Source organism: Xanthobacter autotrophicus, from assembly GCF_029991245.1.
GTDB lineage: Bacteria > Pseudomonadota > Alphaproteobacteria > Rhizobiales > Xanthobacteraceae > Xanthobacter > Xanthobacter autotrophicus_C.
The window spans coordinates 1-26,331 of record NZ_JAIVFO010000060.1 but is presented as its reverse complement, the minus strand read 5'-3'; the positions used below and the strand labels follow the sequence as shown (position 1 = coordinate 26,331).

The window sequence follows — 26,331 nt, the reverse complement described above, 5'->3', positions numbered from 1 at the left end:
CCCCAACCCACCCCCGCACGCGGGAGAGGGAACTGCATCGCGCTGGTGGAGATCGCCGTTCCCGCCTTCGACCGGCGCTCGCAAGCGCCGCCATCCCCACCACCGGAGCCCCCCATGGCAGATCTTCTTGCCGGTCCCGCCGCCGAGCCGCTCACGCGCGCCGAGGCGAAGGCCTATCTGCGCATCGACCACACCGACGAAGACGCCCTCATCGACGCCCTCGTCACCGCCGCCCGGAGGCGCGTGGAGGTGGAGACCGGCCGCGCGCTCATGGAGCAGACCTGGCGCTTCAGCCTCGATGCCTGGCCCCTGCGCGGCATCATCCCCGCGCCGCTGTCGCCGGTGCGCCAGATCCTCAGCGCCACCGTCGCGGCGGCGGACGGCACGCCGGTAGCGCTGCCCACCGGTGCGCTGACGCTGCAGGGCGATCGCGCCCCCGCTTTGTTCCGCGTGGAGCCGGCGCGGGTCAGCGCGCCGCTGGTGCGCCATGGCGGTATCGTCATCACCTTCACGGCTGGCTACGGCCCGAGCGCCACCGACGTGCCGGCGGATCTGGTGCAGGCGGTGCGGCTGCTGGTGGCGCACTTCTACGAACATCGTGACGGGCCGGGCGAGGCCACCGCGCTGCCCGCCGCCGCGCGGGCGCTGCTGGCGCCTTATCGCGTGGTGCGGCTGTGAGCGTGGGGGCCCTTCGTCACCGCCTGACGCACCAGACCGCCGTGGACCTGCCCGATGGCGCCGGCGGCATCGCCCGCACCTTCCTCACCGTGGACGTGCTGTGGGGTGCCATCGAAGCCCTCGCCACCGACTACGGCGTGGCCGAGGAGCGCCCGCGCGCGAGCCGCCTGCTGCGCCTCACCGTGCGCGCGCCCAACACCGTCGCGGCCGGCGACCGCCTGCTCCATGCCGGCCGCCGCTTCCACGTGGAGGCGGTGGTCGACGCGGACGGGCGCGGCCGCTTCCACCACATCCGCTGCCGGGAGGAAGAGACATGAAGGCGACCATCGGCACCGGCGGCCTCCAGGGCCTCGCCCAGCGCCTCGCCACCCGCCATCTGCCTGCGGCCCAGGCTGAAGCTGCCGCTCGCGCAGCCCGCGACCTTGCCGCCGAGATCACCGCCGAGACCGGGGCGCCCACCACCATCGCCGGATCGCCGCAGCGGCCGGTGGTGCGGATGTCCGATCCCGCGCTGCTGGCGCGGATCCGCGGCGGGCTCGGGCGGCCGGGCGATCCGGTGCTCGATCGCATCCGCCTCGCCTTCGCCCGGAGGCGGCCATGAGCATCCCCCTCGACAGCCCGGCGCTGGCCCTGCGCGCGGCGCTCCATGCGGCGCTCACCAATGACGCGGCGCTCACCGCGCTGCTGGGTGGGCCGCGCATCCATGACGTGCCGCCGGCGGAGGCGGACTTCCCCTTCGTGGCGCTGGGGGAGGCCGTGGTGGCCGATTGGTCCACCGCCACCGAGGCCGGAACCGAGCACGGGCTGACGCTCCACGTCTTCTCCCGCTCCGGCGGGCGGGCCGAGGCTTATGCCATCGCCGAGGCCGTCGCCCAGGCGCTGCATGACGCGCCGCTGGCGCTCAGCGGGCACCGGCTCGCCAATTTGCGCGCCACCACCGCCGAGGTCCGCCGCGAGAGCGACGGGCGCACCTTCCACGCTCTGGTGCGGTTTCGCGCCGTCACCGAGCCCCTTTGATTTTCGGAGATCGAGATGGCCGCGCAGAAGGGCAAGGACCTGCTTTTGAAGATGCATGACGGCACCCAGTTCGCCACCGTGGCGGGCCTGCGCTCGCGCACGCTGGCCTTCAACGCCCAGAGCGTCGACGTGACCCACTCCGAGAGCGCCGGGCGCTGGCGCGAGCTTCTCGACGGGGCGGGGGTGAAGCGGGCGTCGGTCTCCGGCTCCGGCGTGTTCAAGGATGCCGCCTCCGACGCGCTGGTACGGCAGACCTTCTTCTCCGGCGCGCTGGCCTCCTGCCAGGTGGTGATCCCGGATTTCGGCACGGTGACCGGGCCGTTCCAGATCACCGCCCTGGAGATCGCCGCGGAGCACGACCGCGAGGTCACCTTCGACCTGACGCTGGAAAGCGCCGGGGAACTGGCTTTCGCCGCGCTCTGACGCCGGCACTTCCCCGAAAGGACATCCCATGCCCAATGCCCGACGCGGCGAGATCGCCGCTGTGCTCGATGGACGCCCGCGCGTCCTGGTGCTCACCCTCGGCGCCCTTGCGGAGTTGGAGAGCGCGTTCGGCGCCGATGACCTCATGGCGCTGGCTGCGCGCTTCGAGACCGGACGCCTCTCGGCCCGCGACGCCGCGTGCATCATCAAGGCCGGCCTCAACGGGGCGGGCGAGAGCGTGACCCTCGCCGAGGTGGAGCGCATGCGCGCCGATGGCGGTGCGGCGGGCTTCGCGCGCATCGTCGCCGACCTGCTCGCCATCACCTTCGCCGCCGATGCGGTCGGAGAGGCGCCGGCGTCCCCTCCGCCGCCGCAGCGGGCCTGAGGCCGGAGCCCTGCGCCGCCCGACCCTTTCCTTGGGCGGCGGCCATGGGCGCCGGCTTCGGCCTGCTGCGGCTTAGCCCCGATGCCTTCTGGCGCATGACGCCGCGCGAGCTGGCCGCCGCCGTTTCAGCCCTGCTGCCGCCCGCGCCGGACCACCTGTCGCGACCCGATCTGTCCGCGCTGATGGCGCGCTTCCCCGATCCGTCCTGAGGCCGACCCATGACCGAGACCGTCGATATCGCCATCGAAGTGGACACCCGCACCGCGAAGGCGGCGCTGGGCGAAGTGGAGGTGTCCGCGAAGGGCTTCGCCTCGGCGCTGGCCTCCGCCTTCACCGGCATCGCCGTGCAGGGCAAGGACCTCGGCAGCGTGCTGGAGCAGCTCGCCGCGCGGCTCTCCAACCTTGCCCTCACGGCGGCCCTGAAGCCGCTGGAGAGCGGGCTCTCGTCCCTGTTCTCGGGGGCCGCCGGCGGGCTCGGCTTCGCCCAGGGCGGGGTGATCTCGGAAGGGCGGGTGATGCCGTTCGCGCGTGGCGGCGTGGTGGCGGCGCCCACCTATTTTCCTCTCGGCGGCGCCAGCCTCGGCCTCATGGGCGAGAAGGGCGCGGAAGCCATCCTGCCGCTGGCGCGCGGCACCGATGGCAAGCTCGGCGTGCGCTCGGCCGAAGGGGTGGGCCGCGCGGCCGTGACGGTGAATGTGTCCACGCCGGACGTGGCCGGCTTCCGCCGCTCCGAGGCCTATCTGTCGGGCCTGGTGGCGCGGGCGGTTGCCCGTGGCCAGCGTGGGGCGTGAGCGTTGGGCCTGGGCTTCAGCGCGTGCTCTTCCAAGGATCGCTGGCGGCGGCGGTGCCGCTGCCGGACGGGGTGCCGCCGAACGGGTTCGGGGCGCCGGTGAGGGCCGAGCCGCTGAAGCCTTCCGCCCGCACCGTCGCGCCCGTGCGCACGCAAGACGTGCCGCCCGGCACCTTCTGGAAGCCGGCGCCGTACTGGGCGCAGCTGGTATCCTCTTTCTTCGCGGCCGCCGACTGGGCGTGCGCGCTCCCCACGAGGAGGAGCGCGGCGAGACCGGCGCCGAGCGCGCCGGCACGCCGCAACGGGTTTCCACGATGGCGCGCCATGCGCATCGGGCGCGGCGCGGGGCAGGGCGGGAGCGAAGCTGCATCAGGCATGGGGCGGGTCCGGATTGCTCCCACCGCTTGAGGCGGGACGGGCGGACCATAGCGCGCCCGCGGCGCCGCGAAAATCCCCGACGGGATGGTGCGCGCGTCTCTGGACGTCAGGTCGGCATTGGAAAAACAGCACCGCGAAACGGGCTCCGCGCCGGCGTGTTCCGGCTTGGCCGGGTGACGGCGGGCGAGCGCGCGACAATGACCGGTGCCCGGCATGCCTCAGAACGGTGCGCTTGCGAGGGCGCGTCGTGGATGGTGCGTCCATGGATGGTGCACCTTGGCGCACGCACCCCATGGGCGACGATGCGGCCGATGGTGCCAGGCTGTCTGCGCCGCGGGACCGGACGGGATCGTCGCGACGCCGGTGTGGGCCGACAACAGGATGCGGGCCAACAACCGGAGCCTCGAAATACGCGCGATGAAGACGGGTCATGGGAAAGTGCGGCCCGCCCTTGGAAATACAAACACAGGCCGCATCCGTTCTGCCGATCCGGATGCGGGCCCTGTTCAACCGTCGCCCGTGGGCGACAGGCCTGTCTCACTCCGATGGGGCACCACGGCGCTGCGCCGAGTGCCTGCCATCGGGGAAGCGAACCTCACTTCTTGGCGGTGGCCTTGGGGGCCTTCGCAGCAGCAGGCTTTGGAGCAGCGGCCTTGGGGGCAGCAGCCTTGGGGGCAGCAGCCTTCTTGGCAGCGGGCTTCGCAGCAGCCTTCGGGGCGGCGGCCTTGGGCGCGGCGGCCTTGGCTTCCGGCGCAGGCGCCGGTGCGGCCTTCGCAGCCTTGGCGGCGGGCTTGGGAGCCGCCGCCTTCGCGGGGGCTTTCACCTCGGCGGGTTTGGCGGCGGGCTTCGCTGCGGCCTTGGCCGGGGCCTTCGCCGGCTTCTCGGCGGCGGGCTTGGCAGCCTTGGCGGATGCAGCCTTCGGTGCCGGCGACTTGGCCGCGACGGCCTTCGGCGCGGGCTTCTCGGCCGCAGGCTTCTCAGCAGCAGGCTTGGGCGCCGCGGCTTTCTTGGCGGCGGCGGGCTTCGCAGCGGCCTTGGGAGCAGCAGCCTTCGGCGCAGCGGGTTTGGGCGCCGCGGCTTTCGCGGGGGCCTTCGGTGCTGCGGCCTTGGGTGCTGCGGCTTTGGGTGCGGCAGCCTTCGGGGCCGCTGCGGGCTTGGGTGCTGTGCTTTTGGCGACCGCCGCCTTGGGAGCGGCCTTCGCCGCAGCCTTCGGGGCGGGTGCCTTTTCGGCGGGTTTCTCGGCGGCGGCGGCCGGTTTTTTTGCGGGCTTGGTGGCCATGCTTTCGCTCCATGCTCAACGGGGCGGAGCAAAGTCAAGGCGTCACGTTCAACTATGTCAAGGCCATCTCTACTGTTTTCGCCTAAGAATTGGGGAATAGGGGCATCATATGGCCGCCTTCCATGAGATTTTGTTCCCGCTGGAGGTCGCCTTGGGCGCTTCGGGCGGTCCCGAGCGCGTCACCGAGGTGGTGACGACCGCATCCGGACGCGAGGAACGCAACACGCGACAGGCTGATTCGCGTCGGCGCTGGGACGCCGGATACGGGGTGAAAAGCCTCGCCGCGCTGGCCGATGTGGTGGCCTTTTTCGAGGAGCGTCGCGGACGCCTCTACGGCTTCCGCTGGCGCGACCGGCTCGATCATTCCTCCGCGCCGCCGGGACACGCCGCGACGCCCCTCGACCAGGTGATCGGAACCGGCGACGGCACGCGCGCAACCTTCGCTCTGACGAAGACCTATGGCGGCCTCCACGCCCCCTATGTGCGGGCCATCACCAAGCCGGTTTCGGGCAGCGTGCGTGTCGCCGTGAATGGGGTGGAACACATTGAAGGCACGCATTTTTCGCTCGACGCGACGCGCGGCGAAATCACCTTTGCGGCGCCTGCGATCCCGGCCGCGGCCGCCGTCGTTTCGGCGGGCTTTTCCTTCGATGTCCCGGTGCGTTTCGACACCGATTTCCTCGAGGTGAATCTCACCGCCTTCGCCGCGGGCGACATCCCGCGCATTCCCGTCATCGAGATCCGCGTGTGAGGCGAAATGCGCACCCTTCCTTCCGCACTCGCGGCTCATCTCGCGTCGGGCGCGACCACTCTGTGCCACGGATGGCGCGTGACGCGGCGCGACGGCCACGTCACCGGCTTCACCGATCATGATCGCGACCTCGTCGTCGCGGGCGTCATCTTCAAGGCGGCTTCCGGCATATCCGGGTCGCAGAGCACCCACGCCGCCGGCCTTGCGGTGACCGGCGCGGAGGTGTCCGGCGCGCTGTCCCACGACGCGCTGTCAGAGGATGATCTCGCTGCCGGTCTCTATGACGGCGCGTCCATCGACCTGCTGCTGGTGAACTGGCAGGACCCCGGCCAGCACCTGCTGCTGAGGCGCGGCACCATTGGCGAGGTGCGCGCCCAGGATGGGGTCTTCACCGCCGAGATCCGCAGCCTGTCGGATGGCCTCAACCAGACCCGCGGGCGGCTGTTGTCCTCGACCTGCGATGCCGATCTCGGCGACGGGCGCTGCGGGGTGGACCTCACCCTCCCGGCCCATGCGGCGAGCGCCACGGTGGCGGCGGTCCAGGGCGCGCTCAGCCTGCGCGTCATCGGCCTGTCCGCCTTTGCGGAGGCGGCTTTCGCCCGGGGTCGCGCGCGGTTCCTGAGCGGCGCCAATGCGGGCTTCGTCACCGAGGTGAAGGCGCATCTCGTGGATGCCGAGGGCGTGCTCCTGCGCCTGTGGCAGCGCCCGCCGCTGGTGGTGGAGGAGGGCGATGGGATCGCGCTGACCGCCGGCTGCGACAAGCAGTTTGCGACCTGTCGCGACCGCTTCTCGAATGCGCTCAATTTCCGCGGCTTTCCCCACATGCCCGGCAACGATTTCGTCATCGCCGTCGCCATCCAGGGCGAGGGCGGATACGACGGGAGCGTGCTCGAATGACCGCCCGCCTCGCCCGCGCCGCCATCCTCGCCGAGGCACGGTCGTGGATCGGCACGCCCTACCTCCATCGCGCCTCGCTGAAGGGGCAGGGGGCCGATTGCCTCGGCCTCGTGCGCGGGGTGTGGCGGGAGCTGATCGGCCCCGAGCCGGAGGCGATGCCCTCCTACGCGCCGGATTGGGCCGAGGCCGGCCGCCGCGAGACCCTGGCGCAGGCGGCGGGGCGCTGCCTCGTCGCGGTGCCGATCGAGGCCGCGCAGCCCGGCGACGTGCTGCTGTTCCGCTTCCGCGCACACCTTCCGGCCAAGCACGCCGCCATCCTTACCGAGGGCGGGCGCATGATCCACGCCTATGACGGGGCGCGCGTGTGCGAGGGCCATCTTGCGCCCTGGTGGCGGCGGCGCCTCGCCTTTGCCTTCGCCTTTCCGGGGGTCGCATAGAGCATTTTCGAGCGAAGCGGACACCGGTTCGCGTGAAGAAAATGCGTCAAAGCAAGACTCTAGGGCGATTTCCGTGAGCCAAGGCGAGCGGAAAACGCTCTAACGCCCCCCTCCCAAATCCTTGAGGACATCCCATGGCGACCCTGCTTCTGGGCGCGGCCGGCAGCTTCGTCGGCGGCGCGCTGTTCGGGCCTGTCGGCGCCATCGCCGGGCGGGCGCTGGGCGCCCTCGGCGGCGCGGTCATCGACGGCGCGCTGTTCGGCGGCAACCGCTCGCGCAACACCGAGGGCCCGCGCCTCACCGACCTCAATGTGATGGGCTCCACCGAGGGCACGCCGCTGCCGCGCGTCTATGGCCGCGCCCGCCTCGCCGGGCAGGTGATCTGGGCGACAAAGCTGAAGGAGGTGGCCACCACCGCCACCCAGTCCACCGGAGGCAAGGGCTCCAGTCTCACGCCCTCCCAGCCCACCACCACGACCTACAGCTATTACGGCAATTTCGCCGTGGCGGTGTGCGAGGGGCCGGTCTCGCGCATCGGCCGCATCTGGGCCGACGGCAAGCTGCTGGATACCCGCCGCCTTACCGTGCGCCTGCATCTCGGCGACGATGCGCAGGTGCCCGATCCCGCCATCGAGGCGCGGCAGGGGACGGGCGCGACGCCGGCCTATCGCGGCGTCGCCTACGTGGTGTTCGAGAATCTGGAGCTGACCGACTACGGCAATCGCCTGCCCCAGATCACGGTGGAGGTGGAGCGCGCGGTGGGCGCGCTGGAGCGGCAGGTGCGGGCCGTGACGCTGATCCCCGGCGCCAGCGAATTCGCCTATGACACCCGCACCATCCGCCAAGTGCACGGGCGGTCGCGCTATGGGCGGGAGAACCGCCATGTCAGCACCGCGTCGAGCGACTTCGAAGTGGCCCTCGACCAGCTCACGGGCACCTGCCCGAACGTGGAGCGGATTTCCCTCGTGGTGGCCTGGTTCGGCGATGACCTGAGGGCCGGCGCCTGCACCGTGCGCCCGCGCACCGAGCGCACCGACAAGACCACCTCCGTCGCCTGGACGGTGGGCGGCGAAACACGGTTCACCGCCCTCGCCGTCTCCCAGTATGAGGACCGCTCGGCCTATGGCGGCACGCCCTCCGACGAGAGTGTGGTGCGGGCCATCGCCCGGCTGAAGGAGGCCGGCCTGAAGGTGACGCTGAACCCCTTCGTGATGATGGACATTCCCGCCGCCAACACCCGCCCCGATCCCTGGACCGGCGCTGCCGCCCAGCCGGCCTATCCCTGGCGCGGGCGCATCGTGTGCGATCCGGCGCCCGGCCGGCCGGGCTCTGTGGACGGTACCGCCGCGTGCCGGGCGCAGGTGGCGGCGCTGTTCGGTGCTGCCGCGCCGGGGGATTTCACCCGCTCCGGTTCCACCGTGTTCTATCACGGCCCGGCCGAATGGAGCCTGCGGCGCATGGTGCTTCACTACGCGCAACTGGCGGTCGCGGCGGGGGGCGTGGAGGCCATCCTCATCGGCTCGGAGATGGTGGCGCTCACCCGCCTCACCGACGACACCGGCGCCTGTCCCGCTGCGGAAGCGCTGGCCGCCCTTGCCGCCGACGTGAAGGCGGTGGTGGGGGCCGGCACCCGCGTCTCCTACGCCGCCGACTGGACCGAATATGGCGCGCAGGTGATGGCCAACGGCGATGTGCGCTTTCCGCTGGATCAAGTGTGGAGCGCGCCGGCGGTGGACTTCATCGGCATCGATTTCTACCCGCCCTTGGCCGACTGGCGCGACGGCGCCGGCCATCTCGATGCAGCGCTCGTCAGCGACATCCACGACCGCGCTTACCTGAAGGCCAACCTTGCCGCCGGCGAGGCGTTCGACTGGTTCTATGCGGATGAGGCCGCCCGCGCCGCGCAGGTGCGCACCCCCATCACTGACGGCGCTTTTGGTGAGCCCTGGCTGTACCGCCAGAAGGACCTGAAATCGTGGTGGGCCAATGCCCATCACGAACGTATCGCCGGCACCCGCCTCGCCGTGCCCACCGCGTTCGTGCCCGGCGCCAAGCCCATCCGCCTGATGGAGACCGGCTGCCCCGCCGTGGACAAGGGCGCCAACCGGCCGAGCGTCTTTCCCGACGCCAAGTCGTCCGAGAACGCCCTGCCGCCCTTCTCCACCGGCGCGCGGGACGATCTCATCCAGCGCCGTTTCCTGGAGGCGGTGCTCGGCGCCTTCGCCCCCGATGCGGACGAGGCCGACAATCCGCCCGCGTCGCTCTATGGCGGCCGCATGGTGGAGGAGGCCTTCGCCTGGACCTGGGATGCGCGGCCCTTCCCGCAATTCCCCCTCGCCGAGAGCGTGTGGGCCGACGGCGCCAACTGGGCCACCGGCCACTGGCTCACCGGCCGCCTCGGCGGCGCGCCGCTGGACGGGCTGGTGGCGACGCTCTGCGCCGATTTTGGCGTCGATGACGTGGACGCCGCAACCCTCTCCGGCGCGGTGGACGGCTATGTGGTGGACCAGCCCATGGCCGGCCGCGACGCGCTGGAGCCTCTGGCCCGCGCCTTCGCCTTCGAGGCCGGGGAGGCGGAGGGGCGCATCGCCTTCCGCCCACACGGCGCGGGGGAGGTGACCGAGATCGGCGCCGACGACCTGGTGCGCAGCGAGGACGACCCGCTCCTCTCCTCCACCCGGGCGCAGGAGAGCGAACTGCCGTTGCAGGTCTCCATCGGCTTCGTGGACAGCCTGAAGGATTATCGCCGCGCCACCGTCTCCTCCCGCCGCCTCAAGGGGGGCAGCCGCCATGTGAGCCATGCGGACCTCGCCGTCGTCGCCTCCGACGCGGCCATGGTGCGGGCCGCCGATATCTGGCTTCAGGACCTGTGGGCGGGGCGCGAGACGGTCACCTTCTTGCTGCCACCCTCGCTCCGCGCGCTGGGGCCCGGCGACCTGGTGCGCCTCACCATCGACGGGCGGACGCGGCTGCTTGAAATCACCCGCGTGGAGGAGGGGGAGGCGCTGGCCGTCACCGCCCGCAGCATCGAGCCGGAGGTGTTCGATGCGGCACTGGGGCAGGTTTCGGGCGGCAGCGTGGCACTGCCCGCCGTATCCGGCCCGCCGGAGGTGATGGTGCTGGACCTGCCCGCTTTGTCGGAGGCGGAACCCATGCCGCTGCAACACCTTGCCGCCGCCGCGACGCCCTGGCCGGGGACGCTTGCCATCTGGCGCTCAAGCGATGGCGAGAGCTTCGAGGCGGTGGCCCCGGTCACCGCCTCCGCCACCTTCGGCACGCTGATCTCGGACCTGCCGCCGGGGCCGGTCTGGCGCTTCGACCGGTCGAACAGCGTGGACGTGATGCTGCAATCCTCCCTCCTCATCCCGGCCCGCGAGAGCGAGGTGCTGGCCGGCGCCAATCTCGCCGCTTTGGTGGCGGACGGGCGGGTGCTGGAGCTTATCGCCTTCACCGGGGCCGAGCTGATCGACACCGACACCTATCGCCTCTCCGGCCTGCTGCGGGGCCTTGCCGGCACCGAGGCGGCAGGCTCCGCGACCTGGCCGGCGGGCACGCGCCTGGTGCGCGTCGACGGCACGCTGGTGGCGGTGGCGAGCGGCCTCGCGGCGCTGGGGCGCAGCTCCATCTACCGGGTCGGCGCGGCGCGGGACGACCAGGGCTCGGAGGATGTCACCGAGGTGACCGCCACCGCCTCCGGCGCCGCCTTGCGACCGCTGTCGCCGGTGCATGTGCGCGGGCGGCGCACGGCGGAGGGCATCGCGCTCTCCTTCATCCGCCGCACCCGCATCGCTGGCGATGGCTGGGACGCGCTGGAGGTGCCGCTGGGCGAGGCCAGCGAGGCCTACCGGGTGGAAATCCTCTCCGGCGCCAGCGTGGTGCGCGCCTTCGAGATCAGCGCGCCGCAGCTGCTCTACGGGGCGGCCGACGAGGTGGCTGATTTCGGCGCGCCGCAGGCCACCCTCACCGTGCGCGTCGCCCAGCGCTCCGCCAGCGTCGGCCTGGGCGCGGCGGTGACGGCGGTGGTGGTGCCGTAACCGCCGCGCGGCTCGCGTCCCCGACCAGCGCAGGCGCAGCCGGAGCGCCGAGCCGGGACCCAGCGCAAAAGTCCTGCGCAGCAGGTAATACCCATCTCGCGGCGCCGCATCCGGAAGCGCCTTCGGCGGACTCTTGCGCTGGGCCCCGGCTCTCCTTCCGCTCGCGCTCCAGTCGGCCGGGGCACGCGGCCTGAGCGCCGCCTCGGCGCCCTCGCGTCTTCTCTCCCAACCCTTCCCGAGGCCCCCATGACCGACCAGTCGGCCAACCTGGCGCTGCCCTATATCGCGGCGGCGCAGGCGCAGAAGCATGTCACCCATAACGAGGCCATCCGCCGCCTCGATGCCTTCGTGCAGCTGGTGCTGGAAAGCGCCACCGCCACCGCGCCGCCGGCCACCCCCGCCGAGGGCGCGCGCTGGTTCGTGCCGGCCGGCGCCACCGGCGCCTTCGCCGGGCACGCCGGCACCATCGCCGCCTTTGAGCAGGGCGCGTTCGATTTCCTGCCGGTGGCCCAGGGCTTCCTCGCCTTCATCCGCGACGAGGGCCGGCTGGCGCTGTTCGACGGCGCCGCCTTCGTCTCGCCCTTCGCCGCCGGCGCCCATCGCGCCGCCATCATGGGTCAGGTGATGGAGGAGGATGTGACCCTCGCCGGCGCCTTCGTGGAGACCGCCTTGGCCATCCCCGACCGCGCCATCGTGCTCGCCGTCTCCACCCGGACGCTCACGGCCGTGACCGGCGCAACCTCTTACGACTGCGGTATTTCCGGCGAGGTCGCCAAGTTCGGCGGCAGCCTTGGCGCGGCGGCGGGGTCCACCAATGTGGGCGCCATCGGCCCCACCGCCTTCTATGCCGCGACGCCGGTGCGCCTCACCGCCAACGGCGGCAGCTTTTCCGGCGGTACGGTGCGCGTCGCCCTTCATCTCCTGCTCTGCGCCGCGCCCGAGGCGTGAGGCCAGCGGGCCCGGCCTCGGCCGGGTGCCGAGGCGGCTTCGCCCGCGTGCCGTGCGGAGCCGCACCAGCGGCCTGCCCGGCGGTTGCCGCCCCGCCGGCGGTCGCCTTTCCCCTCCATCGGAGATCCCCATGCCCTACGATCCCGCCCGCGATGCCCTGAAGGGGTTCGCGGCCTCCCTGTCGTCGCCTGCGCGCCAGCTGGTGCGCATCACCCCGGCCGACGGCGCCGATCTTGCCACCTATGCCAAGGCCCTGTGGGTGTTCGTACCCGAGGATGTGGCCGGCGGCGTGGCCACCATCCGCATCACCCCCGTCGCCGGCGGCGATGCCGATACGGTGGATCTGCACGCGCTGCCCGGCCTCCAGCCCCTGCCGCCCTGCCAGGTGCGGCGGGTATGGGCCACCGGCACCACCACCGGCCTTTCCATCTACGCCCTCACCGACCGCTGACCCGCCCGCGTCCCGGCGCGCGCCGTGCGCGGTCGCGTACCGGGCCGTGCGCGCGGGCACCGAACCGCGAGGTCCCCATGCTGTCGCTTTCCCTTTCCCTCGCTTCGCTCTGGCGGCGGGCCGGCCTGCCATCCCGAAAGGTGGTTGGCGGTGTCGCCGTGGAGCGTCTGCGGAGCCGCAGTGGCGGCTTCCTCTCGTCCGGCACCGGCCGGGCTCTTTACGGAAGGATTTCATGATGCTGTTGATCAACGATCCCGATTTCTCCGCGGTCCGGACCCTGGCGGAGAGCTACAGCCGCACCCGATGGCGGGGCCTGGGCCAGCGTGGCGTCGGCTTCACCGGCGATGCCGGCACGGACGCCACCAACAACTCCTTCAACAACTGGTCTCGCCACTTCATTCCCAACGGGCGCAAGCTGCGGGCGATCCGGGTGGAGTGGTCGCGCTGCGACATCAACGTGGACGGCGAGGCCGACCGCGCCCAGGACATCACCAGCTTCGCCGCGAGCATCGTCATCAACGGCGCGGTGCATCGCCTGTTCTTCGCCGGCCAGCCCTCGACCACCATCACCGCCGGGCGCGGCACCCTCGTGTCGGACCCGTTGTGGATCGACAGCGCGGCGGCGACCGACTTCATCGTCCGCGCCTACGGCAAGTGGACCGGCACGCTGAAGCTTGCCGCCACCCCCGACAGCACGGTGATCCTGACCGGCGAGGGCTGCAACCGCGGCACTGATCTGACCGACCGGACCATGGACGCCTTCGACGCCACCGCCCCGGTTAATTCCGGCAGCGGCCTGTTCACCCCGGTGGCGATCCACGCGTTGCTGGACGGCGACACGCCGGTCGTCGGCCTGCTCACCGACAGCATCGGCAAGGGCACCAACGACACCGCGCCGGCCACCACCTTCGGGTGGAAGGGTTACATTCAGAAGAGCCTGCAGAATGCCCTGCCGTGGGTCTACACCGGGCGTGGCGGGCACCGGATCTGGTATCTGGCGTCCCGTGACGACGGCGAGCGCTCGGTGCTGATGAACAGCGGCATCAGCCACCTGGTCCTCGCCATGGTCACCAACGACCTCTGGATCGGCCGCACCAAGGCGCAGATCCTGGCCGATACGCAGACGGTCTGCGCGCGCTACTGGGCGTATGGGGTCAAGACCTACATCGTCACCTGTCCGCCGCGCACCACCGGCACCTATACGTCGGCGGCGGGGCAGTCCATCTACGATGCCACCAAGGAGCCGGTGCGCCTCGACTACAACGACGACGTGCGGGCCAACTGGATGTCCTACGGGCATTCCGGCCTGATCGACATGGCGGCGGTGGTCGAGGACCCGGCGGCGCCCGGCAAGTGGGTGTCCTCCGGCGCCGTCGCCCGCACCAATGACGGCGTGCACCCCAACACCAGCGGCGTGAACAACCTCGTCGCCGCGGGCATCGTCACCCCGTCCATGTTCACCTGACGGGTGCGCCCCGGCGGCGGCAGACCACGCGCGTGGGTCCGCGCCGCCGGGGCGGATGCCTGACGCTTCATCTCCCTCCGGACGGCTTCGCGGTTCCTTGAATCGCGAGGCCGCCCGCGTCGTTTCCAGCGGTCCTTCCTCGCGCGCCGGTCAGCGTCGCGCGAAACTGCTTCAGGATGACATCCATGGCCAAGACGAGCTTCGCGCCGGCGCTCCATGCCGTGCTGCGCCACGAGGGCGGCTATTCCAACCATCCCGACGACCCCGGCGGCCCGACCATGAAGGGCGTCATCCAGCGGGTCTATGACGGCTACCGGCGCAGCAAGGGGCTTGCCGTGCGCCCGGTGCGGGAGATCGAGGAGGAGGAACTTCAGGACATCTACCGCCGCCAGTATTGGGACGCCATCCGCGCCGACGAACTGCCGGAGGGCATCGACTATGTGGTGTTCGACGGGGCGGTGAATTCCGGCCCCGGCCAGTCGGTCAAATGGCTCCAGCGGGCGCTGGGTCTGCCGGCGGACGGGGAGATGGGTGCGGTGACGCTGGCGGCCGCCCGCACCGCGGCGGAGACGGGCCCGGCGCGGCTCGTGGAGGACATCTGCGACCGCCGCCTCGCCATGCTGAAGGCGCTTCGCACCTGGCCGGTGTTCGGCCGGGGCTGGGGGCGGCGGGTGGAGGACGTGCGCAAGGCCGGCAAGGCCTGGGCTACCGGCGCCGCCCCCGCAAGCCGCCTCCCGGTGATCGAGAGGCATCGCACCGGCCCGCACGGGGCCGCGATGCCGTCCGGCAAGGCGCCGGTCGCCAGCGCCCGCCCGGCACCAAAGCCGCAGGCCGGCGCCGGGGCGGTGGCGGGCGGCGTCGCCGCTTCCGCCGTGTCCGAAGCGGCACGCCAGATCGCCCCCCATGCGCAGGCGTCCTCGACGCTTGCCCTCGTCTTCACGGGGCTCACGCTGCTCGGCCTCGCCCTCACCCTCGGCGGCCTCGCCTATGTGTGGTGGAGCGCCCGCGCCGGTGCGCGCCGGGCTGCGATCCTCGATCTGCTGCCCGCGGGGCCGGCGTCGTGAGCGGCCTTGCCCACCTTCTCGGCTATGGCGTGCCCTGGTGGATCTGGGGCATGGCCGGCCTTCTCGCTGTCGCGGCGTTGGCGCGGGTGGCGGGGCCGCGCGCGGCGCTGGCGGCGGCGGCCGTGCTCGCCTTCGTCCTCGCGCATCGCAAGGGCGCGCAGCAGGGCTATTCCCACGCCATCCAGAAAGGAGACCGCGATGCCGAGCGCATCCTCGATACGGCACGCGCTGCGCGGGCCGGCGCTGATCTGCGCAACGGCGATGCTCGCCGGCTGCGCGACGACGACGGGTTCCGGCGCGAGTAAGGTCTATTGCGGCGCCGCCCAGCCCATCCGCTGGTCGGTGGCCGACAGCGACGACACCATCCGCCAGGCGAAGGCCCATAATGCGGTGGGCCGCCGGCTGTGCAGCTGGCGCTGAGCCGGGATATTGCGGGGGCGCGCGGCCCTGCGGCGCCGTTCATGCTTGCTCCGCCGCGCGCCTCTGTCATTCTCGACCGGCCGGGCAGCGAGGATGAAAACGTTATCCCTCCAAAAGGGGGATGCCGGCCGGCTGGTGCGTGTTCTAAGAGGTGGAAGCCGAAGCCGGAGGAAACCTGTGCGTCTTTTGGTGGTCGAGGACGATCCCGAGCTGAACCGACAGCTGGTCGAGGCCCTGTCCGACGCGGGCTATGCGGTGGATCGCGCCTATGACGGCGAGGAGGGGCAGTATCTGGGCGAGACCGAGCCCTATGACGCCATCGTTCTCGATATCGGCCTGCCCAAGCTCGACGGCATCTCGGTGCTGGAGAGATGGCGCCGCGCCGGCAAGGCCACGCCCGTGCTGATCCTCACCGCCCGCGACCGCTGGAGCGACAAGGTGCAGGGCTTCGACGCCGGCGCCGACGATTATGTCGCCAAGCCCTTCCACATGGAGGAGGTGCTGGCCCGCCTGCGCGCCCTGCTGCGGCGCGCCACCGGCCATGCCTCCAGCGAGATGACCTGCGGGCCGGTGCGGCTCGATACCCGCTCCGGCCGCGTCACGGTGGACGGCAATCTGGTCAAGCTCACCTCCCACGAATACCGGCTGCTGAGCTACCTCATGCACCATGCCGGGCGCGTGGTGTCGCGCGGGGAGCTGGTGGAGCACCTCTACGATCAGGATTTCGACCGCGATTCCAACACTATCGAGGTGTTCGTCGGGCGCTTGCGCAAGAAGCTCGACTGCGACGTCATCCAGACGGTGCGCGGCCTCGGCTATCTGCTCGCCGCGCCGGAGGGGCAGCGCTAGCGCGCGCAACGATCATGGTAACAGCGTCGCGGCCCTCCGAATACGCTCCCGGCTCGCTCGCCTTCCGCCTCGTGCTCTCGGCGATGGGCATCACCGTGGTGGTGCTGCTGGTGGTGGGGTTCGTCCTGTCCTCCCTTTACCGAACCGCGGCCGAGCGCGCCTTCGACCGGCGGCTCGACGTGTACCTGAAGACCATCGTGGCGGAAGTGGCCAATGCCACCGACGAGGCGCTGCCCGAGCCGGTGGCCCTAGGCGATCCCCTGTTCGCCTTCCCCAATTCCGGCTGGTACTGGCAGATCACCCTTCTCTCCGGCAACGGCGAGGAGCGGCGGCGGGCCTCGCGCTCGCTGGTGACGGGAGCGCTGCCGCTGCTCGCGATTCAGGGCATCAAGGGGCGGCCCGGCCTGATGCGCGAGGGCTATGTGAAGGGCCCCCACGGCGAGGACCTGCGCCTTGCCGAACGCGACGTGGATCTGGGCGTCAATGAGCGCTACGTGGTCTCGGTGGCGGCAGTGGCGTCCGAACTGGATGAGGAGATCTCCGCCTTCAACCTGGCGCTCGCAGGCACGCTGGTGGTGCTCGCCTGCGCCTTCCTCCTCGTGGTGATGGTGCAGGTGCGCTTCGGGCTGATGCCGCTGACGCGCATTTCGAAGGTGCTCGTCGATGTGCGCTCCGGCAAGGCGGAGCGGCTGGACGGCTCCTATCCCGATGAAATCGTTCCGCTGGTGCGGGAGGTCAACGCCCTCATCGACGCCAACAAGGAGATCGTGGAGCGCGCCCGCACCCATGTGGGCAACCTCGCCCACGCCCTCAAGACACCGCTCTCCGTGCTGATGAACGAGGCCGGCACGCGGGATGATCCCCTCGCCGTGCGGGTGCGCGACCAGGCCGGGGTCATGCGCGATCAGGTGGCCCATCACCTGGAGCGTGCGCGCATGGCGGCCCGGGTGTCGGTGGTGGCCAGCGTGTGCGAGGTGACCCCCGTCATCACCGCGCTGGCCCGCACCATGGAGAAGATCCATCGCACCAAGGATCTCGCCATCGAGGTTCATATCCGCGACGACGTCCATTTCCGCGGCGAGCAGCAGGACCTGGAGGAGATGGTGGGCAACCTCGTGGACAATGCCTGCAAATGGGCCTCGTCCCGGGTCGAGCTGGAGGTGTATATCGGCCAGCCGAAATCGCCGGGCGACCGGGTGTTCTTCCACGTCATCATCGACGACGACGGGCCGGGGCTGGATCCGGCGCGGCGGGTGGACGTGGGACGGCGCGGGCGGCGGCTCGACGAATCGAAGCCGGGCTCGGGCCTCGGCCTGTCCATCGTGCACGAGCTGGCGCTGCTCTATGGCGGCCGCTTCGAGCTGAGTTCCGCGCCCATCGGCGGCCTGCGCACCGAACTGGTGCTGCCGGCCGCCGCGCCGCCGCCCCCGGCCGCCGCGTCTTGATGGGTGCGGCCCGCCACAGGTAGGGGGCTGCGCTCCAGTGACGCGCCCGGAGCGCCGGCCCGGCGAAGGCTGTTTTCAGGCGGGCCGCGACCGCTTATGAGGGAGGAGAGCTTTAGAGCGCGACCGGGCAAACGGAATCCGTTTGCGCGGTGAATCGGGCTCTGAACTTAAGGATAGGGCACGCGTTTTCTGCTCAGCGCGTGCTCTGGTGTCGCCCATTGTCCTCGCGTGTGAGACCCCATCCGATGCCCGCCCGCATGGTTTGCGTCCGCTTCTGTGCCCTCGCCGTCCTCGCTTCGGCTCTGGGTGGCTGTGCGACGGAGACCGGTCCGGGGCGCTCCATCGCGGCCCAGTCCGCGTTGCCGACGGCCCCGGTCATGAGCGGGGCGGTCTCGGGCGGTCTCATCAGCGGCGGCATCGGCAACGGCCTCGACGAGGGGGACCGGCGCCGCGCCTTCGATGCGGAAATCTCCGCGCTGGAAACCGGCGGCCCCGGCTATCCCATCGGCTGGAAGGGCGACAACGGCACCCACGGCACGGTGGTGGCCGGGCCGCCCTATAATCGGGCAGGATTTCAAAGCTGTCGCGACTATTCCCATACCATCTACATCGACAACCGCCCGCAGATCGCGCGCGGCGCCGCATGCCGCGCGGCGGACGGGCGCTGGCAGCCGGTGAGTTGAGGCGGGGTGAGTCAAGAGCGGAAAGGAAGGCGCCCGGCGCCTGAGGCGGGCGGACGCTCCTTTTCAGCGGTGCATGGCCATCAGACCGACGGCCGGCGTTTGTATCAGTAGGACATGAACAGGGGGACCTTGCAGTCCTCCAGCAGCGACTGGGTGACCCCGCCCAGCACCCATTCGCGCACGCGGGAATGGTTGAAGGCGCCCATGACGATGAGATCCGCGTCAATGAGCGATGCCTGCTCGCGCAGTGTGCCGGCGATGCCCTCAGGGCCTGCGACGAGGTTCTTCACGCTCACGTTCACGCCGTGACGGACAAGGTGGGGGGCCAGTTCGGCGCCGGGCACTTCGTGCGCCAGCTCCTTTTCCGTGCCGATGGCGAGCAACTCCACCGTGGCGGCGGCCTTGAGGATGTCCATGGCGTCGTTCACCGCCCGCACCGCGCGGGCGCTGGCATCCCACGCCACCAGCACGCGATGGTGACGGAAGGTGTCGAAGCCGGGCGGAACGACGAGCACCGGGCGCCCGCTTTCGAACAGCAGGCCCTCGATGAGGCCCCGGTCGGCATTCACCGTTGCCGTCTCCGCATCCAGCACCGAAATGTCGTGGACGCGGGCCTGAGCGATGAAGGTATCCACGAGCTGGGGGTAGGTCAGCTGCGGCGTCTCCACCGAGGCGGCAACGCCGGCCGCCGCCGCATCGCCCCGCGCCTTGTCCGCCACGGCGTCGGCGAGGTGGCGCAGGCGACGGTTGTGCGCGGCCACGAGGCCGGAGGCCACGTTGCTCACGAAGGTGTTGCCCATCACCACCTTGAGAGAGGCCGCCTGGATGGTGGCATGGGCGCCGGACTTCTGTGCCAGGGACAGGCCGTAGGCAAGGGCGGAAGAGGGCTCGTCGATGCCTTCTTCCGTCATGCCGATGAGAACGCTTTTTATGTTCTGGAGCATTTTCGCTTTTCCTCCACACACGACACGTTACCTAGCACGGTTCAAGTGTCGTTGCGTCAGGTCAACCAACGGAAAAGCTCCAGCTCCGACGATTAAAATGAGCACTGAACGGTGGGACGAATCGGGAAGCGTCCCGGCGCCCCTCCTTACTCCGCCAGCACGTCAGTGTCCGGCGCGATGCCCTTGGAAGTGGGGGTGCCGTCGTCCAATGGGGCGAGATGCTCCACCACCATCTGGTGGAAGCGCGGCAGGCCCTTGTAGGCGGCGATGTCGGGGTGAAGGTCCCGCAGCACGCGGTGCAGGCGCCGCCGCCATTTCGGCACCCGTGCGATATCGGCCACGCTGGTGAGGTAGCAGCGGATGCCGAACAGGATCGCGTTGGAGCGCGGCAGGCGATAGAGGGTCTGCAATTCCACCCGCAGGTGGACTTTGTCGGCCACGTTGTCCGGCGTGACGCTCGCCTTGTCCGGTCCCCACACGGGGTAATTCTCCGGCGAGGTGTCGAGGCGCGGATTGACGGTCATGGTCCAGTTGAGGCGCCGCACCGGTTGGCCGTATTGCAGGCGCAGCAGGTATTTCAGAGCCCGGTCGAACACCCCCTTCTCATGGGCCAGCGGCACCGGGCCGTGCCATTCGTGGAAGCTCATGCCGATGTCGAATTCCAGCGACCAGTCGGCCTGGGTGGTCACCATGCCGCCGTCCACGAAGAGGTTGTCGTCGCGCTGGTCCTGAAGGGTGAAGTCGCCCTGCGCCTGCCGGGTGATGTATTCGAACGGCCCGCAGGGCAGGGTCTCAACCTTGCCGAAGGTGAAGCTCTGGTGGATGTTGAGCGGCCGGTTCACCCAGGTCCAAAGGTCACCGGCCTTGGTCAGGGAGAAGTGCTCGGGATAGTCCTGCGCCAGGCTCTCCATGATGAGTTCCAGGCTGTCCCACTCCGCCGCCAGCATGTGCGGCAGCACCTGGCAGCGCTTGGGATCCTCCTTCAGCACCCGCTCGCGCTCGCGGCACTCGGCGATGTAGTGCTCGTCGATGTCGAACGCCGCCTGGAACGCCGCCGTGGGGCCGCCGCGCACATGGGGCTCGATGTTCACCGAGTACATGTATTCGTCTTCGGGGAACGGGAACGGGAAGCGCAGGATGTCTTCCGGCGACTTCCGGTAGGTGAAGGTATCGCGGAAGGTCTCGGCGGGCTTGAACTGGAGGGTCATGTCGTTTCCTTCCGGAATGCTACAGATCGAGCACGAGGCGTGGGCCGCGGGCACGGGAGACGCAGGTCAGAACCACCGTGCCGCCGGCCTTCTCCTGCGCGGAGAGGAAGTCGTCGCGGTGATCCACCTCGCCCTCGATGACCTCGGTCCTGCATTCGCCGCAGGCGCCGCCCCGGCACAGGCAGGGCGCGTCGATGCCGGCCGCCTCGATGGCTTCCAGCAGGCTCTGGGTCTCGCCCACCTCCACCTCGATGCCGGAGCGTTTGAGGACGGCGCGGAACGGCAGGCCGCCGCCGGCGCCGCCGAAGCTCTCCTTGTGGATCTTGCCCCTGGGCCAGCCCAAGGCTGCGGCGGTGGCCGTCACCGCATCCATCAGGGCGTGCGGGCCGCAGACATAGACATGGGTGCCCAAAGGCTGGCGCGACAGCAGGCCGGCGAGGTCGAAGGCGGCGCGGCCGCCGCCATGGACGCGGATTTCCTCGCCTGCGGCGTAAGGCGCCAGCAGGCGCTCGAACACGGGGGCCTCCTCACCGCCGGACAGCTGGTGCAGCTCGAAGCGGGCGCCGCGCGCCTTCAGCTCCGGCAGGAAGGAGAGCAGGGGCGTGATGCCGATGCCGCCGCCGATGAGCAGGTGCTTCTTCGCGCTCGAGGCCAGCGGGAACAGGCTTACCGGGCGCGCCATCTCCAGCACGTCGCCGGGCGCGACCTTGCGGTGGAGGAAGGCCGAGCCGCCGCGCGACTGGGCCACGAGGCGAACGATGATGTCGTAGCGCGCGCGCTCCATGGGGGCGGAGACCAGGGAATAGGCATTCTTCATCACCCGGCCGCCATCGCGCAGGGTGAGCATCACATGCCCGCCGGCGGGCGGGGTGGGGAACAGGCCGCCATGGGCCGGCTCGAACGAGAAGCGCTTGAGGCTCGGCGCCAGCTCGACGATGTCGCGCACGCGCACCTGCAGGGATTCCCCGGCGGTCATGAATACAGCTCCTCGGCCTGCGGCACCTCGCCGGGCACTTCCGCGTCGATCTGCACGGCCATGAAGGCGGCGAGCCGCCGCGAGAAATGATCGCGCACGAACAGCGGCGCCCCGCAGCCCGCGCAGGTGGCGATGGAGGTGGTGACGCCTTCCATCACCGTGCGGCAGTGGACGCAGAAGATGCGCCGCGCCTGCGCGCCCACATGGGCGAAGGCCATTTCCTGCTGGCTGAGGCCGGCACGCGCGCCGATGCCGTAGGCGTCCCACAGGAAGGGCTCCGTCCCGGCGGCGTAGAGGCGCAGGCCCATGGTCTCGCGGGCGAGCCGCTCCTCAAGCGCCGAGAACAGGTGCGGCACGGAGCGGAAGACGCGCACCGCGCCGGCTTCCTCCTCCATGGCCGCACTGCCGGGCACGGCGCTTTTGTGCGCCACCGTCCACACCTCGAAGGCGGAGGGGTTGACCCCCTCCGCCAAAGCCTCGGCCGGGACGTGAGCGCCGTCCACGACCAGCAGATGGTGCCGACCCTGCGGATCCGGCGCGATCGGCTGGTATTTGGGGCGGCTCTTGATGCCTTGATCGCTCATCTCGTCTCCGCTCAGTAGACCGCCAGGGTGCGCGCCACGATGATCACCACGGCACCCAGGGCCAGGGCGAGGTAGGGCAGAAGGCCCGCCCGTGTGCCGGCGCCGGCTTCGGATTTCAGGTGCATGTCCTCCATCATCGCCGCCGGGAACTGGCCCTTGTCCGTCACATAATGGCGGAACAGGAAGACCGGGATGATGGCGGCCGAGACCACGAGCCCCGTCACCAGCGTGCCCGCGCCCCAGATGTCCGCGCCCATGCCCAGCAGGAACAGGTTCACGAAGGCCAGCACCGTGCCCATGCCGATCAGCCAGGTAGGGGCCTTGAAGGGGCGGTCCCAGTTCGGGCGGTCGATGCGGTGCATCCAGGCGGCGTTGAGGTTGAGGAAGTTGAACAGGATGTAGCAGACGTTGGAGATGGCGAGGATGAACACGTAGTCCGACATCATCAGCAGGATGAGGTTGAAGCAGAGGTCGGTCCACATGGCCTTGGTGGGCGCGCCGTTCTCGTTCACATGGGACAGATACTTGGGTAGCCAGCCGTCCACGGACGCCTGGTAGAGGGTGCGCGAGGAGCCCGCCATGGAGGTGATGATGGCGAGCATGAGGGCGAGGATCAGCATCACCACGATCACGTTGTGGACGATGGGGCCGCCCTTGATCATGCCCGCCATGGCGCTGGCGACGCCCATGCCGGAATAGATATCGGACGACAGGATGCCGTCATAGACCGCAGGCGTCGTCACCGTGCCGGAGGCGTCCACCACCGCCGGCGTCACCAGCTGGCCGAGGCCGAGCACGCCCTGGAACGAGATGGGCACGATGGTGAAGACGAAGATGCACAAAAGGCCGGAATAGAGGATGGCCTTGAAGGTGTCGGTCTTCGGGTCCTTGAACTCGCGCGTGTAGCAGACCGCGGTCTCGAAGCCGTAGGTGGACCAGGCGGCGATGAACAGGCCGCCGGCCATCAGGGTGATGCCGGCCATGTTCCAGGACCCGGCGATCACCTTGCCCGCCTCGTCCTTGGCCAGTGGCGCGAACGGGCCGAGATTGGCCGCGAGCACGTCGCCGGTGATGAGGGGCACGAGGCCGATGAGCACCAGCGGCAGCAGCGCCACCACGCCCAGGACCACCTGCACCCGCGCAGTCTGGCTGATGCCGCGATGCTGGATGGCGAAGGCGACGAGCAGCAGCGCGGCGCCGAGGAAGAAGGTGGCGTTGAGGCGCAGGGCGAGGCCGGTCTTCAGCCAGCCGAGATCCACGAGGGTGAGCTGCCAGGTGTTGATGGCGGCATCCGCCGGGAACAGGATGGACAGCACATAGCCCGCCGCGAGCCCCGAGCCGATGGACAGCACCGGCGACCAGGCCAGCCAGTTGCACCACACCGAGAAGGGCGCGAGCAGCTTGCCGTAGCGCACCCAGGCAATGGCGCCATAGACCGAGGCGCCGCCCGACTTGTGCGGGAACAGGCCGGCGATCTCCGCATAGGAGAAGGCCTGGATGAAGCCGAAGATGATGGACAGGATCCACACGAACCAGGCCGGCGCCCCCACCGTGGCGCCGATGGCGCCGATGGAGAAGAGCACGAGCGCGGGCACCCCGCTCGCGATCCAGAACGCGCCGGTCCAGCTGATCTTGCGTTGAAGCGTGCCGGCCTCTGGCGGGGCGGCGGCCCCCGTGGTTGCTGCGATGCTCATGGTGTACCCCTCATTATTATGCGGGGAGTTTCTCGGCACGAAAAAAATTTGTCAATGAAGATGTATGTATGACGCAAGGTTAATGTGAGTCATATTTTTGATCATGAGTGTGCTTAAGTTTCGATCATATGCGTCTTGCGCGCGCAAAAACACCTCCAGGCGAAATGTCGTCTGGAGGTGTTCAAATCAATACATGGCTTTGGTGGCCGAAAGCTCAATCGGCCGCCGTGCATCGCCCGTCAGGCGCGCACCCGGGTCTTCTGCGGGTCGAAGTGCGGGAACGGCACGATCTCGGCCGCGATGCGCTTGCGCAGGCCGTCCAGCTTGCCGATCTCCACCTGCGTGCCCGTGGCGCCATGGGCCACATCAATGCGCGCCAGCGCAATCTGGCTTTTCAGGATGGGCGAATGGGTGGCGCTGGTGACGACGCCCACCTGCGCGCGGCCCATGTAGAGCGGATCGCCATAGCCGACCGTGTCGTTGCCCTCGATTCTCAGGCCCACCATCTTGCGGGCCGGGCTGGCCTTGCGCCGCATGAGCGCCGCCTTGCCGACGAAATCCTCCTCCTTTTCCGCCACCGCGAAACCGATGCCGGCCTCGAACGGGTCGGTCTGGTCGCAGAAATCATATCCCGCGAACACCAGCCCCGCCTCGATGCGCAGCATGTCGAGGGCGGCAAGGCCCAGCGGCTTCATGCCTTTCGGCGCACCCGCCGCCCACACGGCGTCGAACACGGCGCCGGCATCCTTGGGGTGGCACCAGATCTCGTAGCCGAGTTCCCCCGTATAGCCGGTGCGCGAGACCACCAGCGCCGGCCCCATGGGTCCGCCGAGCCGCGCCACGGCGAAGCGGAACCATTTCAGCTCGGCGATGGAAGGTTGCGTCGGGCTGGTCCAGATCATCTCGGCGAGGATCTCGCGGGAGAGCGGCCCCTGCACCGCGATATTGTGCAACTGGTCGGTGGAGGACCGCACGAAGGCGTTCAGCCCCCATTCGTGCGCCTTGTCGCGCAGCCAGGCGCCGGTGAATTCCTCCCCGCACACCACCCGGAAATTGGACGGCGCGAGGCGGAAGACGGTGGCATCGTCGATCATGCCGCCATGGTCGTAGGTGAGGGCGGTGTAGACCACCTGTCCCACCGCCAGCTTGCGCATGTCGCGGGTCACCGTGCGCTGGAGCAGGAGTTCCGCGTCCGGCCCCGTCACCTCAAACTTGCGCAGGGGCGAGAGGTCCATCACCGCCGCCGTCTCGCGGCAGGCCCAGTATTCGGCGATGGGACCCTCGCCGGTGAAGCAGGTGGGCAGCCAGAAGCCCCGGTATTCCACGAAGCTGCGGGTCATCTGCGCCAGGCGCGGATGAAAGGCGCTCTCGCGCGTCAGGCGCGGCTCGGCTGCGGCACTCATGCGGAATGCGGTCCCCCTGGAGAAGCTCTCGGCGCCGTCATAGACGCGCACATGGATGTCGGTGGGCACCCAGCCATTGGCCGGGTCGATATCGTCGGCGCAGGACGAGACGGCGCAGACGAGGTCGGTGAGCGCCTTCATCAACACATAGTCGCCGGGCCGCGACCAAGGCTCGTCCATGGTGAGCGCGTTGGTGTGGTCCACGGCTGTATTGTAGAAGAAGTTGATGGCCGGCCAGCCGGCGCGCGTGCGGATGCCATAAGGCGAAAGCACCGCGTTGAAATTGTCCGAGCAATTGGCGTGGCCCGGATAGCCCATGTCTTCGTAATATTTGGCCGAGCAGGCCAGCGCGAAGGTGTCGTGCCGCCCCACCGTGTCGCGGATCACCTCCACCAGCGGGATCTGGCGCTCGTCATAATATTTCGAGTGCAGCCCCGGTCCCGGATAGGCCGCGCCCATGAGGGTGCGGGTGGTGGTGGCGTCGAGGCCGAATTCCGCGCCCTGCTCCAGCGCCGCCGCGTCGAAGGCGAGGAAGTCCGAGCACTGGCGCCCGTCCACGTCGATGATCTGGATATAGTCGCCGGCCTTCACCCGGAAGGCGCGGGCCTGCGCGGCCGGGACCCTGAGGTCGAGCTTTGGCTCGGCCAGGGGCTCCGGCAGCGGGCGCTCGTTGCCGGGGGCGCGGGTGACGGTGACCTCGATGTCCGTGGGCGCGTCCTGCCCATCAGGCGCCATTGGGCCGCCGGGGGCCGCCACCACCGCCAGAACATCGCGCCGCGCGGTGAGCATGACCTGAGTTTGCGCCGGATGATCGCCGGCAAGCACCGTGTGCCCACTCACGGGCGCCGGCGCGATTCCCCGCGCCGCCAGCGCATGCGCCACCTGAGCGCTCCCCTCTCCCCCCAGATCCAGCACGTCCGCGAGGCGCACCTCGGCCGGGCCTTCGAGGCCGAGCGCGGTGCCGTCCGCCCGTCCTTCACCGCTTATGGCGAAGACCAGTGCCGGCTGCAGCCCTTCCCCGTCACGGATCGTGATGGCGTCGCCGGTGCCGAGCACGATCACGGCCGCACCGCCGCCGCGCACCACCACGCATTCGCGGGGGCGGGTGGCGACAGCGCTGCGGGAGGG

28 protein-coding genes are annotated in these 26,331 nt (G+C 70.2%); 20 read left to right on the top strand and 8 right to left on the bottom strand.

All coding sequences use genetic code 11. The features are described 5' to 3' along the window. The 8 genes from K9U41_RS12030 to K9U41_RS11995 all read left to right on the top strand — a co-directional run. Positions 1–678: head-tail connector protein (locus K9U41_RS12030; RefSeq protein WP_282641075.1), on the top strand; the 678-nt coding region annotated here is incomplete at its 5' end. Positions 679–680: 2 nt separating this feature from the next. Continuing rightward, on the top strand, positions 681–995 hold the full coding sequence (locus K9U41_RS12025; RefSeq protein ID WP_282641074.1) for a head-tail adaptor protein: 315 nt from the start codon (positions 681–683) through the stop codon (positions 993–995). Beyond that, a complete protein-coding gene (locus K9U41_RS12020) occupies positions 992–1,279 on the top strand; it encodes a hypothetical protein (RefSeq protein WP_282641073.1) in 288 nt (95 codons plus the stop codon). Before K9U41_RS12025 ends, K9U41_RS12020 begins: the two co-directional genes overlap by 4 nt. Beyond that, positions 1,276–1,695, top strand: a complete 420-nt coding sequence (locus K9U41_RS12015) for a DUF3168 domain-containing protein (RefSeq protein WP_282641072.1) — start codon at positions 1,276–1,278, stop codon at positions 1,693–1,695. The genes K9U41_RS12020 and K9U41_RS12015 overlap by 4 nt, the downstream gene beginning before the upstream one ends. A gap of 15 nt (positions 1,696–1,710) precedes the next feature. Beyond that, positions 1,711–2,118, top strand: a complete 408-nt coding sequence (locus tag K9U41_RS12010) for a phage major tail protein, TP901-1 family (protein ID WP_282641071.1) — start codon at positions 1,711–1,713, stop codon at positions 2,116–2,118. 28 nt (positions 2,119–2,146) lie between these two features. Beyond that, positions 2,147–2,503, top strand: a complete 357-nt coding sequence (locus K9U41_RS12005; protein WP_282641070.1) for a gene transfer agent family protein — start codon at positions 2,147–2,149, stop codon at positions 2,501–2,503. Beyond that, positions 2,500–2,712 carry a rcc01693 family protein gene (locus tag K9U41_RS12000; RefSeq protein ID WP_282641076.1) on the top strand — a complete coding sequence of 71 codons (213 nt, stop codon included), beginning with the start codon at positions 2,500–2,502 and terminating at the stop codon, positions 2,710–2,712. The genes K9U41_RS12005 and K9U41_RS12000 overlap by 4 nt, the downstream gene beginning before the upstream one ends. A 9-nt stretch (positions 2,713–2,721) precedes the next feature. Continuing rightward, positions 2,722–3,294, top strand: a complete 573-nt coding sequence (locus K9U41_RS11995) for a phage tail tape measure protein (protein WP_282641069.1) — start codon at positions 2,722–2,724, stop codon at positions 3,292–3,294. Positions 3,295–3,310: 16 nt separating this feature from the next. Here K9U41_RS11995 and K9U41_RS11990 read toward each other — a convergent pair whose 3' ends face one another. After that, positions 3,311–3,670, bottom strand: a complete 360-nt coding sequence (locus K9U41_RS11990) for a hypothetical protein (protein ID WP_282641068.1) — start codon at positions 3,668–3,670, stop codon at positions 3,311–3,313. Positions 3,671–4,266: 596 nt separating this feature from the next. Next, a complete protein-coding gene (locus K9U41_RS11985; RefSeq protein WP_282641067.1) occupies positions 4,267–4,950 on the bottom strand; it encodes a hypothetical protein in 684 nt (227 codons plus the stop codon). 109 nt (positions 4,951–5,059) lie between these two features. Here K9U41_RS11985 and K9U41_RS11980 point away from each other — a divergent pair, with 109 nt between their 5' ends. The 12 genes from K9U41_RS11980 (at position 5,060) to K9U41_RS11925 (ending at position 18,394) form a co-directional block, all read left to right on the top strand. After that, on the top strand, positions 5,060–5,701 hold the full coding sequence (locus tag K9U41_RS11980) for a DUF2460 domain-containing protein (protein ID WP_282641066.1): 642 nt from the start codon (positions 5,060–5,062) through the stop codon (positions 5,699–5,701). Positions 5,702–5,707: 6 nt separating this feature from the next. Next, a complete protein-coding gene (locus K9U41_RS11975) occupies positions 5,708–6,598 on the top strand; it encodes a DUF2163 domain-containing protein (RefSeq protein WP_282641065.1) in 891 nt (296 codons plus the stop codon). Beyond that, positions 6,595–7,035, top strand: coding sequence for an NlpC/P60 family protein (locus K9U41_RS11970; RefSeq protein WP_282641064.1), 441 nt, complete (start codon positions 6,595–6,597; stop codon positions 7,033–7,035). Before K9U41_RS11975 ends, K9U41_RS11970 begins: the two co-directional genes overlap by 4 nt. Before the next feature lie 134 nt (positions 7,036–7,169). Then, a complete protein-coding gene (locus K9U41_RS11965; RefSeq protein ID WP_282641063.1) occupies positions 7,170–11,069 on the top strand; it encodes a baseplate multidomain protein megatron in 3,900 nt (1,299 codons plus the stop codon). A gap of 246 nt (positions 11,070–11,315) precedes the next feature. Then, entirely contained in the window at positions 11,316–12,017 is a 702-nt protein-coding gene (locus K9U41_RS11960) for a DUF2793 domain-containing protein (protein WP_282641062.1), read from the top strand. A 130-nt stretch (positions 12,018–12,147) separates the two neighbouring features. Then, positions 12,148–12,468 carry a spike base protein, RCAP_Rcc01079 family gene (locus tag K9U41_RS11955; RefSeq protein WP_282641061.1) on the top strand — a complete coding sequence of 107 codons (321 nt, stop codon included), beginning with the start codon at positions 12,148–12,150 and terminating at the stop codon, positions 12,466–12,468. Positions 12,469–12,700: 232 nt separating this feature from the next. Beyond that, the gene (locus K9U41_RS11950) at positions 12,701–13,933 is read left to right on the top strand and encodes a hypothetical protein (RefSeq protein ID WP_282641060.1); all 1,233 of its coding nucleotides are present in this window, start codon (positions 12,701–12,703) and stop codon (positions 13,931–13,933) included. Positions 13,934–14,118: 185 nt separating this feature from the next. Beyond that, positions 14,119–14,997, top strand: a complete 879-nt coding sequence (locus K9U41_RS11945; protein ID WP_282641059.1) for a glycoside hydrolase family 108 protein — start codon at positions 14,119–14,121, stop codon at positions 14,995–14,997. Beyond that, positions 14,994–15,302 (top strand): hypothetical protein, encoded by a 309-nt coding sequence (locus tag K9U41_RS11940; protein WP_282641058.1) that lies wholly within the window; start codon positions 14,994–14,996, stop codon positions 15,300–15,302. The genes K9U41_RS11945 and K9U41_RS11940 overlap by 4 nt, the downstream gene beginning before the upstream one ends. Positions 15,303–15,594: 292 nt before the next feature. Further along, positions 15,595–16,266: a response regulator transcription factor gene (locus K9U41_RS11935; protein WP_282641057.1), complete on the top strand. Its 672-nt coding sequence runs from the start codon at positions 15,595–15,597 to the stop codon at positions 16,264–16,266. 14 nt (positions 16,267–16,280) lie between these two features. Further along, positions 16,281–17,711 (top strand): sensor histidine kinase, encoded by a 1,431-nt coding sequence (locus K9U41_RS11930; protein ID WP_282641056.1) that lies wholly within the window; start codon positions 16,281–16,283, stop codon positions 17,709–17,711. 377 nt (positions 17,712–18,088) lie between these two features. Further along, positions 18,089–18,394, top strand: coding sequence for a hypothetical protein (locus K9U41_RS11925; RefSeq protein ID WP_282641055.1), 306 nt, complete (start codon positions 18,089–18,091; stop codon positions 18,392–18,394). Between the two features lie 104 nt (positions 18,395–18,498). Here the strand turns inward: K9U41_RS11925 and K9U41_RS11920 are convergent, their stop codons facing one another. From K9U41_RS11920 to K9U41_RS11895, 6 genes are all read right to left on the bottom strand, one after another. Next, entirely contained in the window at positions 18,499–19,338 is an 840-nt protein-coding gene (locus tag K9U41_RS11920) for a universal stress protein (protein WP_282641054.1), read from the bottom strand. 146 nt (positions 19,339–19,484) lie between these two features. After that, the gene (locus K9U41_RS11915) at positions 19,485–20,546 is read right to left on the bottom strand and encodes a heme-dependent oxidative N-demethylase family protein (protein ID WP_282641053.1); all 1,062 of its coding nucleotides are present in this window, start codon (positions 20,544–20,546) and stop codon (positions 19,485–19,487) included. Positions 20,547–20,565: 19 nt separating this feature from the next. Next, on the bottom strand, positions 20,566–21,522 hold the full coding sequence (locus tag K9U41_RS11910; protein ID WP_282641052.1) for a PDR/VanB family oxidoreductase: 957 nt from the start codon (positions 21,520–21,522) through the stop codon (positions 20,566–20,568). Next, entirely contained in the window at positions 21,519–22,106 is a 588-nt protein-coding gene (locus K9U41_RS11905) for a dimethylamine monooxygenase subunit DmmA family protein (RefSeq protein ID WP_282641051.1), read from the bottom strand. The genes K9U41_RS11910 and K9U41_RS11905 overlap by 4 nt, the downstream gene beginning before the upstream one ends. 11 nt (positions 22,107–22,117) lie before the next feature. Then, a complete protein-coding gene (locus tag K9U41_RS11900) occupies positions 22,118–23,800 on the bottom strand; it encodes an APC family permease (RefSeq protein ID WP_282641050.1) in 1,683 nt (560 codons plus the stop codon). Between the two features lie 239 nt (positions 23,801–24,039). Continuing rightward, positions 24,040–26,331 (bottom strand): DUF1989 domain-containing protein (locus tag K9U41_RS11895; RefSeq protein ID WP_282641049.1); only part of this gene is annotated, 2,292 nt, incomplete at its 5' end.